This is a genomic window from Shewanella benthica KT99 (assembly GCF_000172075.1).
Classification (GTDB): Bacteria; Pseudomonadota; Gammaproteobacteria; order Enterobacterales; family Shewanellaceae; genus Shewanella; species Shewanella benthica_A.
This window is the reverse complement of sequence record NZ_ABIC01000042.1, coordinates 1-18,043: the sequence shown is the minus strand read 5'-3', so window position 1 is coordinate 18,043 and position 18,043 is coordinate 1. Positions and strand designations below refer to the sequence as shown.

The window sequence follows — 18,043 nt, the reverse complement described above, 5'->3', positions numbered from 1 at the left end:
TAGTACCAAATGTCAATGCTAGAAAAAATTCTGGCTAGGTTAAATATTTCTTGTCACCTCATTAATGCACAAAACTCGCCGACAGAGTTTGTTTTCAGCAATCGAAAGTTCAATGAATGGTGGCTCTCTATCAATCACAGGTCTTGGCCGCGACATTGATAGTAATGCCTTGGAAAAGCATAAGATTAAGCGTGTCGATAGGCTCTGCTCTAACACTAAGCTACACCGTGATATCAAGCTCATCTATACTCGCATGGCTTACCTATTAGTGAGCAAGATGCCACAGCCAATAATCCATATCGATTGGTCTGATTTAGATGGCAGAAAGGAGAGCTTTCTAATCCGCTTCTCCCTTGCTGGGGCACTACAGCTAAGAGAATCGTTAAGTGCTATGCTACTCGAATGCAAATTGAGGAGAGCTTTAGGGATGTGAAAACTGGCCTGAAGATGAATGACAGTAGGACTAGAATTGTTAGCAAACTTAACGTGTTTTAATCATTGCGAGTCTATCTCCGTTTATGCTGTACCTGCTAGGTTTAGCTGTAAAGGCAGCGGATAAACACAGGCAATATCAAGCCAACTCAATTAAACATCGTAACGTACTCTCAAACCAATTTATTGGATTAAGGGCATACAAGGATAGGAAGTTGAAGCTGTTGAAACACCATTGGCGAGCCGCTATTTCGTCACTGAACAAATTAGTTAGGGATCCACAAGCATGCTATTAAAGTCGTGGGGATCCCTCAGGTTCCGACCCCTTTATCCTACCTCTCTATCAGTCCAGCGATTAGACTGATAAATATCATCTTCCATCAACATGGCACGCCGGCAAACACGTGAGTAGCAATGGTACTAGGAAGAGTCTTCAATACCCTTGTTTCAACATTACTGACTTTGAATACGCCATTAACTTGTGCGATTGAGCTTATGGCTAAGGTGTTCATTGATAATGTACTATAGAATGGATATGTTGTTGATTAGCGATGATAGTCTGCATTTTTATTATTGCCAATCCAACAGGCGTTTTAAGCCGTAATCCTCTTTATGACATCGAAGATCACTTTAGTGAAAGAGACTCTCGTGATGTTTTTGAGGTTCGAGAGTAATGACTAAGGTTAAAAAGTAGCTGGTTAACTAAGCCAATCAATCTCTAAGGGGGGCTAAATGGATAGTGCATCAATAATGGTCTGGAGTGTTTTGTTTGCCAGTATAGGAATGGGTTATTTCATGTATGGTCGAAAGCAAAAAGCTATCGTTCCATTATGTATCGGGTTATCGCTTTTTGTATTTCCATATTTCATGTCTAGTGTGACTATGTTACTTATTGTCGGTATTATTTTGGTGGCAATACCCTATTTTATTAAAATTTAGGGGAACTGTCGTTCATTAAATACCTGTTTGCAGGCGATGTATCAAGGCTTGGCGTGTTATATGCTTTTGCGCTATTTCAGGCAAGCCTCATGGGTTAGTACCTCAGCCAGAATAAAACCTTTTGCTACACCTTTGGTCATGTAAAGTACACTTCGTCTCTTTCAAAACTACAATTTACTTATCAAAAACTCTCCTACCTTAGTCTAAGGTTTAGCCTTGGTGTGACATCGTGTTTACGTGTGCGTCAGCTTGCATCTATATGTTTTAAATCTTATTTTCTGCTTTTACTTACTAGGTTGCCGTTAGCGTTAGACTAAGGTCGCGATTGTTGTTGTGCTCTGCCTTGATAGATTAACTGTGACTTTAAATAAAAAATCAGCACAGGGGAGTCGCTATGAGTTTTGAAAGCAACGACAAGGCAGAGGGATATTGGCGCGAGAATTTACGCCTGGTACTTAAATTATTAGCTATATGGGCTGCTGTATCTTTTGGATGCGGCATTTTACTGGTAGATGTACTGAACGAAATTCATTTTATGGGATTCAAGTTGGGATTCTGGTTTGCACAACAAGGTGCCATGTATGTGTTTGTCGCGTTGATTTTTGTCTATGTGGCGAAAGCCAATGCATTAGACAAAAAATACAATGTTCACGAAGACTAATGCTGGACCAAGATAACCGAACCTAGATAAGGAGTCATGAGATGGACGTACAAACGTTAACTTATTTGATTGTGGGCACAACATTCGCCCTTTATATCGGCATTGCGATCTGGGCGAGAGCCAGTTCGACAAAAGAATTTTATGTTGCAGGTGGTGGTGTTCACCCTGTGATTAACGGCATGGCAACGGCGGCAGATTGGATGTCGGCAGCCTCGTTTATTTCGCTTGCGGGTATAGTGTCATTTACTGGCTATGACGGCTCTGTGTATTTGATGGGTTGGACGGGGGGTTACGTGCTGCTGGCATTGTGTATTGCCCCTTACCTGAGAAAATTTGGTAAGTTTACTGTGCCTGATTTTATCGGTGACCGTTTCTACTCACAGACCGCACGTACCGTCGCGGTTATCTGTGCCATCGTCATCTGCTTCACCTATATCGCGGGTCAAATGCGCGGTGTTGGCGTGGTGTTCTCCCGCTTCTTAGAGGTCGAAGTTGAAACCGGCGTTTACATAGGCATGGCTGTGGTCTTCTTCTACGCCGTACTCGGTGGTATGAAAGGCATTACTTACACTCAGGTGGCGCAATACTGTGTACTCATCTTCGCCTTCATGGTGCCGGCTATCTTCATCTCTGTGATGATGACGGGCCATATCATTCCTCAAATTGGTTTCGGCGCCGAGCTTATCGATGCCGCGGGTAATGGCACTGGGGTGTATCTGTTAGATAAACTCGATGGATTATCCACAGAACTCGGATTTGGGCAATATACCGAAGGTTCTAAGAGCATGATAGATGTGTTCTTTATTACCGGCGCTCTGATGTTTGGTACTGCGGGTCTGCCACATGTAATTGTGCGCTTCTTTACCGTACCTAGAGTGAAGGATGCACGAGTATCTGCGGGTTGGGCGCTTGTATTCATCGCCATTATGTACACTACCATTCCTGCACTCGCGGCGTTCTCTCGTGTGAACATGATTGAAACCATTAACGGTCCTGAATCTACCGGTGTTGCTTATGAAACGGCTCCCGAGTGGATTAAGAACTGGGAAAAGACAGGTCTGATTGAGTGGGATGATAAGAACCAAGATGGCAAGATCTATTATGCCAAGGGTCCTGAGAATGAGATGAAGATAGACCGAGACATCATGGTTCTCGCGACACCTGAAATTGCTAACTTACCGGCTTGGGTTATTGCCCTTGTTGCTGCGGGTGGTTTAGCGGCAGCGCTATCGACATCAGCGGGTCTCTTGTTGGTTATCTCGACATCGGTGTCTCATGATTTACTCAAGAAGAACCTAATGCCAGATATCTCAGATAAGAAGGAGTTGATGTTTGCCCGTATTGCGGCGGCGCTGGGTATTGTGATGGCGGGTTACTTCGGCATCAATCCCCCAGGGTTCGTGGCTGCTGTGGTTGCCATCGCCTTTGGACTCGCAGCATCGTCACTCTTCCCTGCAATCATCATGGGTATCTTCTCTAAGACTGTGAACAAGGAAGGCGCAATCTTGGGTATGGTCGTGGGTCTGTTGTTCACCATAGGTTATATCGTCTTCTTCAAGTTCATGAACCCTGAGATCAACAATGCAGAGCATTGGTTCCTGGGTATATCTCCTGAAGGTATCGGTATGCTAGGCATGATGATTAACTTCACAGTGGCCTTCGCGGTCAGCAAGGTAACAGCGGCGGTACCTGCAGAGGTGGTGAGTATGGTCGAGTCTATTCGTTTCCCTAAAGGATCGGGTGAGGCGCAAGATCACTAGTTAGATGTCTATCTGATTTGGTATCTGACTCTGGTATCAATATCAGGTATCGACATAAATAAAAAAGAGCGCTTAGGCGCTCTTTTTTCTTTTACCCTGCAGCAAATAACCCCGTATTATTGCTCAAGTTACTCGTATTCAAGTAAGTGTTTCACACTCCTATATCCTCGCAAACTCAGGCAGTACCTGGCATTAAGGCATATACTTATTACATTGCCCTTGCTTGAGGTGATGTGTTTGGAGCTAACCATCTATAAGATTTGATGTGAAATTTTTAGTTGATTCATTTTTTTTCAGGGATTGATATTAAGCGGGATAAAAATAACGTTAATGGCCTCTGGGTCTGTGGTGCCTTAACCATGAAAATTTAAATATGAAGATATTAATTAGCTTATGTCTCAGTTACAGCCTGTTTTATGCAGCACTTGCGGGTGCCCATGCCCAGCTCGATGTTCGGGTGCAGCATATAAATGGCTTGCTTGCCCCTGACTCGTCTGCCCAATTAGCCTCCCAGACTAATAATGCCCATCTACTGCTGCAGCGTGGAGAGCTTCATAGTGAAAATCATCATCGGGGCCTCGTCTGGCGAGATTTTCAAAGTGTCATGGAGAACACCGACGATGCCAACTTGCGTATCGAAATCTGGTATTACATGGGAAGAATGAGGCTGCAATCTGGGATGCCGGACGAGGCCTATAACATGCTATCTAAGATGATCGAATTCGATCCAAGCTATGAGTCGGCCAGGCTCAATCTGGCGCGCACTTATATAGAGCTCAATGATGATAGAGCGGCCGTCGATGAGATGGATATTTTCATCAGCCTGCTACCTAGGCCCACCCCAGATCAATATATAGGGCGTGCGAATATGGCACAGCAGATAGACAATGATGGGGAGGGCTTGGTCATAGAGGGGCTCAATGAAGGCGTTTATCAACTAGGCCCTATCGTTAGCTTAGTGGACTTGTTAGTCGACAGTTATCTTGAACAAGGTAAGCATGAAGATGCGTTGAGGGTTATCGAACTGTTACCCCATGACGTTAATGGCTTACCTCGTTGGCAACTTAGGTAAGGGGATATCTATCAAGAGATGAAGCAATATCTTGATGCCGAAACAGCCTATAAAAATGGCTTAAACAGCATTAATCTGATGCCGGAACATCGGCGTTTAACTCCGGTAGTAGAAGATTTAAAAAGCCAGCTAGAAGCTAAATTATCAAATTAAATACCTTATAAATTACCCTGATTGAACTCTTCTTAAAAAACAGCCCACTGTCGCCATTGGTCGAATACCTTTATCTTGTTGAACTGGGTATAGTTTTGTTATCAGTCTCTTCCGGTTTTCTGGTGACAGTCTATGGATGCAAGTGAGCTACAGCCAATATCTCATTTTATTAAGGCCCTAGCGCCGTTTGATACCTAACTGCAGCCGCCCTCGAGCGTTGTTGTAAAAGCTTAACCGTTGGTTATTACAGCAAGGCATCGGCGATAGTTCCTCTCGATGAAACCCATCCACAGCTTTATATCGTGCGCAGTGGTGCATTTGAGGTGCGAGATGATGATGGCGAGTTAATCGACAGACTCGGTGAGGGGGATTATTTTGGTTTTCTCTCGCTGCTGTCCGGTGAAAAGGTCTGTAATCGGGTACAGATATTAGAAGATGGTCTGGTGTATCACTTAGATCCCGATACGTTCAATTACCTTCGTGGTGAAAATCGCCATTTTGATCGTTTCTTCAATCGCGCCTTCGCGAAACGACTGCGCCATCAAGGCCGATTTAAGGCAAAAGAGCTGGCTACTACGAGTCGGGTAAGCACCTTGATGTCGAAACATCCTTTAGTTATCGACAGCAGTTCTACGGTCGGTGAAGCCGCGCAACAGATGCGCCTAGTGCGGGTTTCCTCGGTGCTAGTTATCGACAATCACCAGCTGGTGGGGATCTTGACCGACAGAGACTTGAGAAATCGGGTGTTGGCCGAAGGGTTAGACGGTCATCTGCCCGTGCATCAGGCGATGACGACCCGGCCGAAGACATTGACATCAAGCTCCCTGGTATTTGAAGCCATGCTGCTCATGAGTGAGCACAGTATTAATCACTTGCCCATCGTTGATGAGGGAAAGCCCATTGGCATCATCACCAGTACAGATATATTACGTGGCCAAAGCTCGCAACCCTTATTGCTTATCAGTGAAATAGAGAGACAAGACACGGTTGAAAGTCTTATTCGCGTGAGTAAGCAGATCCCTTTGTTGCTGCAAAATTTGATCAGTGCCGATGCCAGGGCCGAAGAGATTGGCCGGGTGCTGACGTCGGTGACGGATGCACTGACCAGGCGCCTTATCATGTTGAACCAACAATTACTCGGCGAAGCGCCCATGGCTTTTTGTTGGTTAGCGTTCGGTTCTCAGGGGCGACAAGATCAGGCTGCGTGTTCCGGTCAGGACAATGGTCTGTTACTCGCCCATGCACCCGATGAAGCGGCGGAGGCCTATTTTGAGGCCTTGTCGAAGTCTGTTTGTGCCGGACTGGATCTGTGTGGTTATGTTTATTGTCCCGGGGAGATCATGGCGCAAAACCCCCAGTGGCGCCTCACTTTGAAGCAGTGGCAGCATAAATTTGAAACTTGGGTCAATACCCCTGAGCCCAAGGCACTGATGCACGCCAGCATCTTCTTCGATATGCGTCCTGTCTACGGCACAAGATCCTTATTTAATGATCTGCAAGATACCGTGCTGGCCAATACCAAGGGCAACGCGCTTATCAATGACATTGCCCGGGTCTATGCCTTGTCGGCCGGGATCAAGGAGGTGAATACGGCGAAAAGGATCCGTCAGTTGATGGAGCTCAATATCATCAATCGCAAAGATGGCCTCAATTTGGCCGATGCCCACGAGTTTATCGCCCATATGCGTTTATCCAATCAAGGCTATCAAGATAAGCATTCACAGGAGATCACTAACTATCTCAAGCCTCAGCATCTGTCTTCTCTGGTGCGCCATCAACTTAAGGATGCCTTCAAGGTGGTTCATGATGCTCAGTCCGGCATTAAACTTAAATTTACCCGAAGCTTTTAAGGTGGTTGATGATGTTCAACTCGACATTAAACTTAAATTTACTCGGAGTTTTTAAGGTGGTTGATGATGTTCAACTCGGTATTAAACTTAAATTTACCCGGAGTTTTTAAGGCGTGATCCCTCAGCTGCTTAAATCTCAGTTGTGTTGGCGCGCCTTTCGCTGTCGCTCGGAAGTGATGAGGCGCTATCATCGCGAATTAATGGCCGTGATAAGCCAAGATATCAGCCAGTCTAAGCTAATAGCCCTAGATCTGGAAATGACGGGTCTGAATCCTAATCATGATCAAATTCTTAGTATCGGTTTAATTCCCATCGAGAATAACTTGCTGTTACTCGATAAGGCGGAGCAGAAGCTCATCAAAGTCGACGGCGGCGTGGGTCAGAGTGCGGCGATCCACGGCATCTTAGATAAACATCTGCAAGATGCGATAGACATAGAGGAAGCCATATCCTGGTTTCTTGAAAAGACACTCGGTAAGGTGCTGGTGGCACATCATGCACCTTTAGATATCAATTTCCTGCAAAATGCCATGAGTAAAACAGTTGGAGAGCCAGTTAAGCTTTGCGCGATAGATACGCTGGCCGTTGAGCGCAGACGTTTACTGAGAAAGCATGATGTATTAAAAGAGGGCTCCCTGCGGCTTGGTGCTTGCCGTACACGATATGGTTTACCTGTGTACGCCGCTCATAATGCCTTGGTCGATGCCTTAGCATGTGGTGAGTTATTGCTCGCTCAGACAGCAGCCATTGGCCAAGGAGAGTCATTAACGGTTGCCGAGTTACTCGCGATTAAATAATACTGAGCAGATACTTATATGGAATGGTATTAAAGAACAAACATACTGACAAAGTTCATATTCACATCTGTGGACTAACGGACTAATCTCGAATGTAACTTTTTATCTAACAGGCTTATTTATGAGGATAAAGCTATTTTCTAAAAAATGATTGATAACGATTGTAAATAACTAATATCCGATTGCGATTGACAGCCCCGCACCATCAAAGATTAGCCATTATTTACTTGACCTCTGCTGCAATTATTGAAATTTATTGATCCATAAGCCAAATATCTTGGTATTGTTGGTTAGTTTTGTAAACATTAGCAACACGCCTTATTGTGCTTTTTGAGTCTGATACTGGCAGCATTTGACCCTATGCGTTGTTATACCTAAATGAACTAAAAAAATTTCTATTGCGTGACTGAGTTTACACCTTAGGGGTCTGCATTAGAAAACATCACTATCGCCACCAGGAAGACACTATGAAAATCGGAATACCAAGGGAGATCCTCGCGCAGGAGAGCCGGGTAGCCGCGACTCCAGCCACTGTGATACAGCTTAAGAAATTAGGCTTCAGTGTTGTAGTACAAAGCGGTGCTGGAGAACTAGCTAACTTCAAAGATGAAGCGTATCGAGAAGCTGGCGCCGAGATTGTTAGTCTTGAAGAAGCATTTCAAGCCGATCTCATACTGAAAGTTAATGCACCGGCTATCAATAGTGATACGGGCGTTGACGAGGCCGATCTATTAAAATCCGGTGCGACAGTAGCAAGTTTTGTATGGCCGGCTCAGAATCCTGAGCTGTTAGAAAAATTCAAGGCTAAAGGCATTAATCTCCTTGCTATGGATATGGTGCCACGTATTTCACGTGCGCAATCCCTCGATGCCCGTAGCTCTTTAGCCAACGTCGATGGTTACCGCGCCGTTGTCGAAGCCGCGAACCATTTTGGACGTTTCTTCACCGGACAAATCACCGCGGCGGGTAAAGTGCCGCCGGCAAAAGTCCTCATTATCGGTGCTGGTGTTGCCGGTCTTTCAGCCTTAGGCGCTGCGGGAAGTATGGGCGCCATAGTGCGAGCCTTCGATACCCGTCCCGAGGTGAAAGAGCAGATTAATTCCATGGGCGCCGAGTTCCTGGAGTTGGATTTCGAAGAGGAGTCTGGATCGGGTGACGGTTATGCCAAGGTTATGAGTAAGGCGTTTATCGATGCCGAGATGGAGCTCTTCCGTCAGCAGGCCAAAGAAGTCGATATTATCATCACCACGGCACTCATTCCCGGTAAGCCGGCTCCCAAGCTTATTCTTGAGGACATGGTCTACCTGATGAAGCCCGGCAGTGTGATTGTCGATCTCGCTGCGGCCAATGGCGGTAACTGTGAGTTGACGGTACCGGGTGAAGTTATAGTGGTGAACAATGTGACCATTATTGGTTACACCGAACTATCCCGTCGTCTGCCGACTCAAGCCAGTCAGCTATACGGTACTAACCTAGTTAACTTACTTAAAATTATGGTGCCAAAGAAAGACGGTAACTATGAGATTAATTTCGACGATGAAGTGATCCGCGGCTTGACTGTCGTGAAGGAAGGGGAGATCACCTTTCCGCCACCTGTGATCCAAGTCAGCGCTCAACCCAAGGCTAAGGAAGAAGCCGTAGTAGAAGTGGTTGAGGCTAAGCCTAAAAACCCATGGGTTAAGCCTGCTCTTGCTCTAGTCGCCGCAGGGCTGTTTGGCCTGATTGCCAACTCGGCACCGCTTGATTTCATTCAACACTTCAGTGTATTCGTGCTCTCCTGTGTCGTGGGTTATTACGTGGTGTGGAACGTGAGCCATTCTCTGCATACGCCTCTGATGAGTGTGACCAACGCCATTAGTGGCATCATAGTCGTAGGCGCTCTGGTGCAGATGGACAGTGACAATACCGCTGTTTTAGTATTGTCGGGGATTGCGATATTGATCGCCTCAATCAACATTGCCGGTGGTTTCACCGTCACTCAGCGCATGCTGAAAATGTTCCGTAAAGACTAAGGGGAAAGATCAATATGTCTATAGGATTATTAAGTGCTGCCTATCTTGTCGCAGCTGTCTTGTTTATTTTTAGTCTCGCTGGCTTAAGTAAACAAGAAAACGCACAACGCGGCAACTTCTTGGGTATGCTTGGCATGGCCATCGCCATCGTGGCGACTCTTGCCAGTACTCAAGTTGACGGTAATAGCTGGATCATTACCGGTGCCATGGCTATCGGTGCCGCGATTGGTATCCGTTTAGCGTTAAAAGTCGAGATGACCGAGATGCCAGAGCTTGTGGCTATCTTACACAGCTTCGTGGGTTTGGCCGCAGTGTTGGTAGGTTTCTCGATCGCCTTAGATCACGGCGCCCTGATGGATGCGGTCACGGGGCAGATTGACCCTGTAGCCAAGATTATTCACGATGTGGAGGTCTTCCTGGGGATATTTATCGGTGGTGTCACCTTTACCGGCTCAATCGTCGCCTTTGCCAAACTTCGTGGCTTGGTGAAGAGTACCCCTAAAGCGCTGCCTGGTGCTCATTGGCTTAATCTTGTCATGTTAGTAGCCTCTGTTGCATTGGGGGTTTACTACATGCAAACCGATGCGATTACCGCCTTAGTTATCATGGCGGCAATCTCGTTTGTATTCGGTTATAACTTGGTATCGGCCATTGGTGGTGCGGATATGCCGGTGGTTGTCTCCATGCTTAACTCATACTCGGGTTGGGCCGCGGCGGCTGCAGGTTTCATGTTAGGCAACGATCTCTTGATCATAACCGGTGCCCTAGTGGGCAGTTCGGGCGCCATCCTGTCTTACATCATGTGTAAGGCGATGAACCGCTCATTCATCTCGGTGATCTTAGGTGGTTTCGGCACCGAAGGTGGTACTGTGATTATTGGCGATGGTGAGCAAGGTGAGCATCGTGAAACACAGGCTGAAGATGTGGCTGAGATGCTTAAAAATGCGCGCACAGTCATCATAGCTCCGGGTTATGGCATGGCGGTGGCACAGGCTCAATATCCAGTGGCTGAAATAACCAAGAAACTGCGTGATCGAGGTGTGAAAGTTCGTTTTGCCATCCATCCTGTTGCGGGCCGTCTTCCTGGTCACATGAATGTCTTGTTGGCCGAAGCAAAGCTGCCCTATGACATAGTGATGGAGATGGACGAGATCAATGCTGACTTCGCCAATACCGATGTGGTGCTGGTTATTGGTGCTAACGATACAGTCAATCCTGCCGCGAAAGAACCTGGCAGTCCGATTACAGGTATGCCAGTACTCGAAGTTTGGAACGCCGATAACGTGGTGGTTTTCAAGCGTTCTATGGCGACCGGCTATGCCGGGGTTCAGAACCCGTTATTCTTCAAAGAGAATACTGAGATGCTGTTTGGCGATGCTAAGGATACTGTGTCTAAGATTTTAGCCAACATCTAAGAGCCTATGCCTACTTGTTAGTCTAAGTGTTAATCGAACAATGCCAGTCAGAGATGACTGGCATTTTTTTATGCAATAATATTTACAAATCTTTTGTTAATTGAATCTTAAAAACTTGATTTAAATCAATACTAATTTGATATAGCCTATTCTTTTCGAGTCAAGCGTGCCTGTTCCATGCCGTGTTTTACTGGTAAATGTGATTTATATCAATATACTTAACGGATATTCGACGTTTTCTAATTTAGATCCCTAACGTTAAGCACGAATATTTACTATGCCAATCCTATAGAAAATTAACCGTCAGCTTCATGATGAACTTTTCCGATTAAAGACTTTTTTGAATTTTCTTCTTACAGTTCATTCGATGGATTAGGCATGCCTGAACAAAATAAATACTAAAGGAAAGACTATGTCTAGATTCGATCTTTCGCGTCGCTCGTTTATCAAACAATGTGTGGTGGGCGGAGTCGCCGTCTACAGTGCGCCTATGCTGTTTAACGCAGGTAAGGCGAACGCGGCAATGATCTCTGATGAGTTGATGGAGCAGTGGAAAGGGACGGGTAAGCCTAAGTTTCGCCTAGATGGTGTCGCCAAAGTCACCGGGCAGAAAATTTATGGCCGCGATTATCGCGCCATGGACATGGATGGCTGGCCCGATACTCAGCACTATGGTTTTATTCTACGTGCTAATAAGGCAGATCACCGCTTCGAAGGCATAGATCTTTCGGCTATCCCGGAAAATGCCAAGCCAAGCCAGGTCATCACAGCTGCAACCCTTAATGATGCGGGCATTAAATTGCCGGTTTTTTTCGGCGATAAGATGCTGCTAGAAAAAGGTCAAACGCCTGATTACTTAGGTCACGCCGTTGCCCTGCTGATATTCAATAATTTTGCTTCCTTTAAAGCCGCTAAGACCCGATTGCAGTTTAGCGACAGTGCCGTCATTTATGGTGAGAAAACGCCATTAACCAGTGAGAGCAAAGATCCCTTAGCCAGTTGGCGCATCGTGCGCTCCGAAGGGGAAAATGGTGCCAATGGCGTGGATAATTACAGCACCTTGAGTGATGGACTGTTTTTCCCTGATTATGTCGATCATCAGCCGGTCTGGCCTACAGAGGGTGATAAATCCGGGTCAACGGGTCAGCGCGCCATCTATTATGCCGATCAAATGGCGCAACAGATGGACGAAGAAGACTGGTTTATCTTCGAGCAAGATTATCAGACTCAGTCTATCGAGCCCATGATGATGGAGCCTGAGGCGTTCAATGGCTGGTTCGATCGTGCCAGTGGCACCTTGCACACTGTGCTCACCATTCAATCTCCCCATGATTTTTATCTGCAAGCGGGTGAGATGATTGAACACAGCCAATATAAAGATCAGATCACTAAGCTAGTGGTGCATTCTCCCTTTATTGGCGGTGGCTTCGGTGCAAAAGATCACTCCATATTTCCTTATTATGGCCTGATGGCATCTCTGCTCACTGACAAACCTGTGCATATCGCCAACGATAGATTCGAGCAATTTCAATCGGGGCTGAAACGTCATCCGTTTAAGATGCACCATAAGCTGGCCATCGATAAGAAAACCCTTAAATTTAAGGCATTAATCTCAAATATGCAGATTGATGGCGGTGGACGCTTAAACTTCACCGGCTCTGTGACTATGGTGGGTGCCAGTGCACTGCAAGGCGTGTATTACTTGCCGCAAAACGATATCACAGCCGTGGCCTATTCTTCGCAAAACCCGGATTGTGGTTCGATGCGTGGTTATGGCACCTTACAATCCATGTCATCCATGGAGATGATGGTCAACGAGTCGGCAGAGAAACTCAATGTCGACCCCTTCAAGCTCAGGCTCGCCAATATCATGCAGCCAGGCTATCGTAATACTCAGGGGGCTATTCCCAATGGGGCGCTGCGTTATCAGGAGATATTAGAGCTGGCGCAAAAGCACGATATCTGGATTAACCGCCAACAGAAAAAACAACAGTTTGAAGCGAACAATCCGGGCAAAAAGTACGGTGTCGGCTTTGGCATAGTGACCAAAGATTATGGTACCGGGGCCAATGCGCCTTCGACTCAGGTGTCTATCACTAAGCAAGGCAAGATTGTTATCCGTCTCGCTTCGATGGAGATGGGAACTGGCACAGACACATCCCAAGGCACACTCGTTCAGCAGTATTTGGGTAATATGGCCGATGAAGTCTTTCTCGGTGAGGTGACGCTTTGGGATGTGATGAAGCTCAAAGAGACAGACTCTCCCTATTTTATCTCACAAGATAAGCAAGATGAGATGGAGAAAGATCCTCGCTGGACACCGGTTATCGCGATGGCCTCTTCGGCGTCTCAATCTTCATATTTTCAGAGTCATACCACAAGTATTGCCGCTAAAATTGTTTTCGAACAAGGCTTATGGCCAGCAGCGATTGAGATCTGGCGAACCCAATTCTTCAATAATGACCACGCGCCTGCTGACTTTACCGATGTTAACAATGCCCATTGGGTTGACGGTAAGTTGACGGCGGCAGGTTACCCACCACTGTCTATCGATATTCTTGCTCACAAAGCCCACACCATGGGACTCGTGACCGGGGTGATGGTGCATGCATTTAACCGTTGGTCTTGGGCCGAGAGTGAATTTGTCATCGAAGGCAAGAGCAACAAGCTAGCCATCGATGCCTTAGCGCTTCAATACGGCAGTGGTGCAAGTGATAGCAAGCAAGCCTTAATGGGCAAGAGCGGCTATCACTTACTCGATAGAACTCGAGTGAGCTACCCTAACACCTCTATGAATCATGCCATGGTGACTTACTACGCACCGTGCGCCACCCTATGTGAAATAGCCGTGCAGGAAGGCAGTGGTGAGGTCGAAGTATTAGCCACCCATACCTGGCTGGAATGTGGTCGGGTAATCGTGGAGAAATTAGTCGAAGGCCAGATAGAAGGCGGCCTGGTGATGGGGCTGGGCCATGTACTGCATGAGTACCTGCCACTGGGTGAAGAGGGCGCGGGCAACGGCACCTGGAACCTCAATCGTTATCAGGTTCCGCTGGCTAAGCATGTGGGAGTGTGGAATTTAACCCATACCATATTGCCGCCCTTGTCGGAGTCAGACCCGACCAAAGGCATGGCGGAAGTGGTGATGATCCCTATCGTTCCGGCCATAGTGGAAGCGGTTTATCAGGCTATTGGGACGCGTTTCTATCATCTACCTATCAGTAAGAAAGAGATTAAGAAGGCATTATCATGAGCACTATTGCACTGAGTATTAACAACAAAGCCATAGGTCCAATTGAAACCAGTGACGATATCATGATGATTGAATTTCTTCATGAGCATCTTAATATGACAGGGACAAAATTCGGTTGTGGTGTGGGTGTCTGTCATGCCTGTACTGTGATCGTCGATAACGAAGATGGCACCAGTGAATCCGTGCGTACCTGTATCAATGGCGTGTCAAGATTCAATGGCAAGAAGATCAGAACTATCGAAGGTCACGCCAAGGAGAATGAATTTGGTGAGATCATTAAGCTGTCTCCGGTGCAGGAAACCTTTATCGAGAACTTCTCCTTCCAGTGTGGTTGGTGTACTTCAGGTTTCGTCAATGAGACGACTGTCTTGGTTGAGCGATTAAAGCTGATGCCAATTCATGTGAGTGAGATTGAAACCGTTATCGACAAAGCCTTAGGCGATCACATCTGTCGCTGTACCGGGTATGTTAAATACTACCAGGCCGTGAAAGAGTTAATCTTAGCGACAGAAGGACTCACACGCTCATGAAGATCAATGTTAATGCACTCAAATTATCGGCCCTGTTGCTGGCCTTGCCTCTGACAGTCAATGCCGCGCAGGATGAGTTGGTTGAGCAGGGCAAGTATCTGGCGAAACTAGGTGACTGTACCGCCTGTCATACCATAGATGTGGGCCAGGCCAATGGTGGCGGTCTGCCATTCACCACCCCATTTGGCATAGTGTATTCCACCAATATCAGCTCAGATGAAGAGTTTGGTATAGGCCATTACAGCCTGAAAGATTTTACCGATGCGATGCGGGGCGGTGTAGCACCTAAGGGTAATCTCTATCCTGCCATGCCTTACACGTCTTATCACCTGCTGACGGACCAAGATATCGAGGCCCTGTACCGCTACTTTATGAGCACTAAGCCGGTGAAACAGGAAAACAGGGACAATGATCTGATGTTCCCAACTAATATTCGTATGGGGCTCAAGGCTTGGAACTTAGTTAACCACGACTCTAAGGTCTTCGAGGCAAATGCTGATAAGAGCGAGAAGTGGAATCGAGGCAGTTACATCGTCAATGGCTTGGGTCACTGCGGTGAGTGTCATACTCCGAGAGATGCAATGTTCGCCATGGATCAATCGAGGCATTTTGAAGGTGAGCTTATCGGCGGCGCAATGGCATCCAATATTACCCCGCAAGAGTTAAACCGTCAGGGTTGGACGAAGCAAGATCTCGACGATGTGCTGCGTAAAGGCTACTCGAGAAAAGGTACCGTGTTTGCCGGCATGTATCCCGTGGTCTTCCACAGCTTTAGCCACCTAACCAAGGATGATATGTCGGCCGTGACCAGCTATTTATTGGATAATGACGCTGAAGTCGCGGCTAAGAGTGATATCTTCAATGGCCACGATAAATCAGATCCGGGATACGCGCTTTACACCGGTTTCTGCGCCGGTTGTCATGGCATCGATGGTGAAGGTAAGCCGAATGTGAGCCCGGCATTGATCGCCAATGCCACCATAGACAAGGCGGCACCAATCAATACCCTGTCTGTGATGCTCAATGGCGTAGAGGAGCAGAGATACAGTCATACTCATGGTTTTTATGCCATGCCATCTTATCGTGACACCCTCGATGTGAAGCAGTTAACTGAGCTGACTAATTACATACGTAAGGTATGGACGAAGCAGCCATCGGATTTAACTGAGTCTCAGGTTCAGGATTGGGTGGATCAAATTGAGGACAGCATTGCCGATGCAGCTCACTGATATCTCGGTATTAGAGACCGTATCTGACTGGCTCAATGAGCGCCGTCAGGTATGGCTCTGCACAGTTGTGAGTACCTATGGGTCTGCACCAAGACCCATAGGGTCCTTGTTTGCCAGCGACGGTCGGTCCCGCGCCGGCTCTATCTCTGGGGGATGTCTCGAAGAGGCTTTCCTCAAGATGATAAACCAAGGTGAGTTTAGCAGTCCTGCCTGCTTATTCGACTATGGCAAACACCATAATGAAGAGGGCAGTGTATTCGAGCTTCCTTGTGGTGGCACTATCCGTCTGCTGATTGAGAAGCTGGAGCCAAGTCAAGAGTCGATCAATCAGCTGTCGGTTTGGCTCAAGGCCGAGCAATCGTGCCTGAGCTATTGCCGCCGGGTCAAGCTCGAATCTGGTATAAGTAGTATCGAAGCAGAAGGTCAGTCTTCAAACCAAGCCGTGTCAGTGGAAGACGATTCAGTATCATTGCACTACGCTCAAGCCTGGAATGTCTTGTTGTTGGGGATAAGCTTGGTGAGTCAGCATGTGGCTCAACTGGCTCGCCTTGCGGGTTACACGGTCAAGATATGTGATATTCGCAAAGATCTTGCCGGTGACTGGGGCTATGCTTCAGTTCATGGAGGGGTAGATGTGAGTTGGCAGTCAGCGGATCAATTTGTTGAGCACAATGTCAACTCCTGTTCTGTGGTGCTAGCCTTAGCACACGATCCCAGGGTCGATGATTTAGGCTTGATGTCGGCGCTGGAGTCGGATGCATTTTATATCGGTGCCATGGGCTCAAAGCGCACCACGGCGACGCGGATAGAACGCTTAAAGCGCATAGGCGAATACAGCGAGCAGGATATCTCACGCTTGCATGCGCCCATAGGCTTGGACATAGGCAGTAAAACGCCGGTGGAGATTGCAATCTCAATCATGGCCGAGGTGATCGCTAAACGTAATGGCATTAAGCTCGCTAAGGTTACCTAATATCTATTGCTATAAGAGCGAACGCTAAATCTTCCTTAAGCTGACTTCGTGGGAAACAAGATAGGTATATAAAGGATGTATTATGAATAATGCAAAAAAATACCAAGCTTATAGTGCCGAGGCTAACATGAGCGACGACGTGACCTGGAACTATGTGCGTGGTTATAACTAGTCACTCTTTTGATTAGGCATTAGCTTCAGGAAACTAGGAGCTAGGAGCTAGGAAACTAGGAAACTAGGAAACTAGGAGCTAGGAAACTAGGAAACTAGGAAACTAGGAGCTAGGAAACTAGGAGCTAGGAAACTAGGAGCTAGGAGCTAGGAAACTAGGAGCTAGGAAACTAGGAGCTAGGAGCTAGGAGCTAGGAGCTAGGAAACTAGGAGCTAGGAAACTAGGAGCTAGGAAACTAGGAGCTAGGAAACTAGGAGCTAGGAGCTCGATGTAGGTTGATATCCCTCTAACACCATCTGACCTCCAGGGATGGAGGGAATGTCGATAGCTGTAGGGAACAGCTGAGGCCATGGTGTCCGGGGATAAGTACATCCCTGTACAAAAAAACCAGCCTAGGCTGGTTTTTTCGTTGAAGCTTTGCTGATGGCTAAGTTAGCGGTTAGCCACAGAAGTGCTTAACGGCTTTACTGACCAGCTCGATACCTGTTTTATCACAAGGAGGAAGCTCGGCATCACTCTCGTTAATAGGTGTGACTCTGTCACCCCATTTGATTAATGCCGCCGCCGAGGTGAGTCCGGCGCCGAAGGCGCAAGATAGAATCATCTGGCCTGGCTTAATCTTACCTTGCTCTAAAGCATCACAGATGGCGATAGGGATCGTTGCCGCCGAGGTATTACCATAGTTAGCTATGTTTATGATGCTTTCTCTTTCGGGATCTCATGCGATGATGAGGGTATCGATATACGCTCGTGGCCTGATGAGATACCCATCGATATCATCTTTAGATATTCGCA

The 18,043-nt window shown here is 46.9% G+C and carries 12 protein-coding genes and 3 pseudogenes; 14 read left to right on the top strand and 1 reads right to left on the bottom strand.

Annotation, left to right across the window (positions count from 1 at the left end):
- Positions 1-64: 64 nt before the first annotated feature.
- From KT99_RS21060 to KT99_RS16000, 14 genes and pseudogenes are all read left to right on the top strand, one after another.
- Positions 65-728 (top strand): annotated as a pseudogene (locus KT99_RS21060) (transposase).
- A gap of 436 nt (positions 729-1,164) precedes the next feature.
- On the top strand, positions 1,165-1,371 hold the full coding sequence (locus KT99_RS16055; protein WP_005502044.1) for a hypothetical protein: 207 nt from the start codon (positions 1,165-1,167) through the stop codon (positions 1,369-1,371).
- Between the two features lie 394 nt (positions 1,372-1,765).
- Positions 1,766-2,032 carry a DUF4212 domain-containing protein gene (locus KT99_RS16050; protein ID WP_005502042.1) on the top strand — a complete coding sequence of 89 codons (267 nt, stop codon included), beginning with the start codon at positions 1,766-1,768 and terminating at the stop codon, positions 2,030-2,032.
- A gap of 41 nt (positions 2,033-2,073) precedes the next feature.
- The gene (locus KT99_RS16045) at positions 2,074-3,792 is read left to right on the top strand and encodes a sodium:solute symporter family protein (protein WP_005502040.1); all 1,719 of its coding nucleotides are present in this window, start codon (positions 2,074-2,076) and stop codon (positions 3,790-3,792) included.
- 373 nt (positions 3,793-4,165) lie between these two features.
- Positions 4,166-4,864, top strand: coding sequence for a tetratricopeptide repeat protein (locus tag KT99_RS16040; RefSeq protein WP_005502038.1), 699 nt, complete (start codon positions 4,166-4,168; stop codon positions 4,862-4,864).
- 18 nt (positions 4,865-4,882) lie between these two features.
- Positions 4,883-5,017 carry a hypothetical protein gene (locus KT99_RS23320; protein ID WP_005502036.1) on the top strand — a complete coding sequence of 45 codons (135 nt, stop codon included), beginning with the start codon at positions 4,883-4,885 and terminating at the stop codon, positions 5,015-5,017.
- A gap of 132 nt (positions 5,018-5,149) precedes the next feature.
- A pseudogene (locus KT99_RS16035) lies at positions 5,150-6,867 on the top strand (DUF294 nucleotidyltransferase-like domain-containing protein).
- Positions 6,868-7,043: 176 nt separating this feature from the next.
- Complete coding sequence (locus KT99_RS16030; protein ID WP_083804866.1) at positions 7,044-7,664, top strand: exonuclease domain-containing protein; 621 nt, start codon at positions 7,044-7,046, stop codon at positions 7,662-7,664.
- A 467-nt stretch (positions 7,665-8,131) separates the two neighbouring features.
- Positions 8,132-9,676: a Re/Si-specific NAD(P)(+) transhydrogenase subunit alpha gene (locus KT99_RS16025; RefSeq protein WP_005502030.1), complete on the top strand. Its 1,545-nt coding sequence runs from the start codon at positions 8,132-8,134 to the stop codon at positions 9,674-9,676.
- 14 nt (positions 9,677-9,690) lie between these two features.
- Positions 9,691-11,091 (top strand): Re/Si-specific NAD(P)(+) transhydrogenase subunit beta, encoded by a 1,401-nt coding sequence (pntB, locus tag KT99_RS16020; protein WP_005502028.1) that lies wholly within the window; start codon positions 9,691-9,693, stop codon positions 11,089-11,091.
- A gap of 412 nt (positions 11,092-11,503) precedes the next feature.
- On the top strand, positions 11,504-14,344 hold the full coding sequence (locus KT99_RS16015; protein WP_005502026.1) for a xanthine dehydrogenase family protein molybdopterin-binding subunit: 2,841 nt from the start codon (positions 11,504-11,506) through the stop codon (positions 14,342-14,344).
- Positions 14,341-14,874 carry a (2Fe-2S)-binding protein gene (locus KT99_RS16010; RefSeq protein ID WP_005502025.1) on the top strand — a complete coding sequence of 178 codons (534 nt, stop codon included), beginning with the start codon at positions 14,341-14,343 and terminating at the stop codon, positions 14,872-14,874. The genes KT99_RS16015 and KT99_RS16010 overlap by 4 nt, the downstream gene beginning before the upstream one ends.
- Entirely contained in the window at positions 14,871-16,103 is a 1,233-nt protein-coding gene (locus tag KT99_RS16005) for a cytochrome c (protein ID WP_005502024.1), read from the top strand. The genes KT99_RS16010 and KT99_RS16005 overlap by 4 nt, the downstream gene beginning before the upstream one ends.
- Positions 16,090-17,076, top strand: coding sequence for an XdhC family protein (locus KT99_RS16000; RefSeq protein ID WP_005502023.1), 987 nt, complete (start codon positions 16,090-16,092; stop codon positions 17,074-17,076). The genes KT99_RS16005 and KT99_RS16000 overlap by 14 nt, the downstream gene beginning before the upstream one ends.
- Before the next feature lie 611 nt (positions 17,077-17,687).
- Here KT99_RS16000 and KT99_RS21055 read toward each other — a convergent pair.
- A pseudogene (locus tag KT99_RS21055) lies at positions 17,688-17,951 on the bottom strand (3-oxoacyl-[acyl-carrier-protein] synthase III C-terminal domain-containing protein); the annotation flags it as partial.
- Between the last annotated feature and the right edge of the window lie 92 nt (positions 17,952-18,043).

Excerpts from the sequence above, each read along its gene's own strand:
- KT99_RS16010 (WP_005502025.1), top strand. The coding sequence starts at position 14,341 with ATGAGCACTATTGCACTGAGTATTAACAACAAAGCCATAGGTCCAATT.
- KT99_RS16005 (WP_005502024.1), top strand. The coding sequence starts at position 14,871 with ATGAAGATCAATGTTAATGCACTCAAATTATCGGCCCTGTTGCTGGCC.
- KT99_RS23320 (WP_005502036.1), top strand. The coding sequence starts at position 4,883 with ATGAAGCAATATCTTGATGCCGAAACAGCCTATAAAAATGGCTTAAAC.
- KT99_RS16050 (WP_005502042.1), top strand. The coding sequence starts at position 1,766 with ATGAGTTTTGAAAGCAACGACAAGGCAGAGGGATATTGGCGCGAGAAT.
- KT99_RS16015 (WP_005502026.1), top strand. The coding sequence starts at position 11,504 with ATGTCTAGATTCGATCTTTCGCGTCGCTCGTTTATCAAACAATGTGTG.
- KT99_RS16000 (WP_005502023.1), top strand. The coding sequence starts at position 16,090 with ATGCAGCTCACTGATATCTCGGTATTAGAGACCGTATCTGACTGGCTC.
- KT99_RS16025 (WP_005502030.1), top strand. The coding sequence starts at position 8,132 with ATGAAAATCGGAATACCAAGGGAGATCCTCGCGCAGGAGAGCCGGGTA.
- KT99_RS16055 (WP_005502044.1), top strand. The coding sequence starts at position 1,165 with ATGGATAGTGCATCAATAATGGTCTGGAGTGTTTTGTTTGCCAGTATA.
- KT99_RS16045 (WP_005502040.1), top strand. The coding sequence starts at position 2,074 with ATGGACGTACAAACGTTAACTTATTTGATTGTGGGCACAACATTCGCC.
- KT99_RS16040 (WP_005502038.1), top strand. The coding sequence starts at position 4,166 with ATGAAGATATTAATTAGCTTATGTCTCAGTTACAGCCTGTTTTATGCA.
- pntB (WP_005502028.1), top strand. The coding sequence starts at position 9,691 with ATGTCTATAGGATTATTAAGTGCTGCCTATCTTGTCGCAGCTGTCTTG.
- KT99_RS16030 (WP_083804866.1), top strand. The coding sequence starts at position 7,044 with ATGAGGCGCTATCATCGCGAATTAATGGCCGTGATAAGCCAAGATATC.